Origin of the sequence: Frankia sp. R82 (genome assembly GCF_023716925.1) — a bacterium.
Classification (GTDB): domain Bacteria; phylum Actinomycetota; class Actinomycetes; order Frankiales; family Frankiaceae; genus Frankia.
This window is the reverse complement of the sequence record NZ_JAMQQG010000180.1, coordinates 1-974: the sequence shown is the minus strand read 5'-3', so window position 1 is coordinate 974 and position 974 is coordinate 1. Positions and strand designations below refer to the sequence as shown.

Below are 974 nucleotides of genomic sequence, written 5' to 3'. Positions count from 1 at the left end.
CGGACTCGAGGGCGAGGTCGTTGTCGACCATCATCGCGACCAGCTCCTCGAACCCCACCCGCGGCCGCCACCCCAACACCTCCCGCGCCTTCGACGCATCCCCCACCAGCACATCCACCTCCGCCGGCCGGAAAAACCGCGGATCCTGACGCACCAACCCCGACCAGTCCGCTATCCCCACCCGCCCGAACGCCGCATCCAACAACTCACGAATACTGTGCGTCACCCCCGTCGCCACCACATAGTCATCCGGCGACTCCTCCTGCAACATCAACCACATCGCCTCCACATAATCCCCCGCAAAACCCCAGTCCCGCCGCGACTCCAAATTCCCCAACGTCACCGAGTCCTGCAACCCCAACGAAATCCGCGCCACCGCCCGCGAAATCTTCCGCGTCACAAACTCGATCCCCCGCCGCGGCGACTCGTGATTAAACAACAACCCCGAACACGCAAACGCCCCGTACGACTCACGATAGTTCACCGTCAAATAATGCCCGAACGTCTTCGCCACCCCGTACGGCGACCGCGGATGAAACGGCGTCGTCTCCCGCTGCGGCGTCTCCCGCACCTTCCCGAACATCTCCGACGACGACGCCTGATAGAACCGCACCCGAGACATGTCATTACCACCGGCGATCCGCAACGCCTCCAACAACCGCAACACCCCCATCCCCGTCGTCTCCCCCGTCAACTCCGCCTGCTTCCACGACAACCCCACAAACGAGATCGCCCCCAGGTTGTACACCTCGTCCGGCTGCGAGATCTCCACCGCACCGATCAACGACGACAGATCCGTCAGATCCCCCTCCAACAACACCACCCCCGGCACCACCCGCTCCACCACCGCCACCTTCGGGTTCGACTGCCCCCGAACCAACCCGAACACCTCATAACCCTTCGCGGTCAACAACTCACCCAGATACAACCCGTCCTGCCCGGTAATCCCGGTAATCAGCGCACGCGGCACGTCG

1 protein-coding gene is annotated in these 974 nt (G+C 63.6%); it reads right to left on the bottom strand.

The genetic code is table 11. The annotated features are described in order from the left end of the window. On the bottom strand, positions 1–970 hold a 970-nt coding region (gene gmd / locus ND747_RS16485; protein ID WP_251734491.1), incomplete at its 3' end, for a GDP-mannose 4,6-dehydratase. Positions 971–974: the final 4 nt, after the last annotated feature.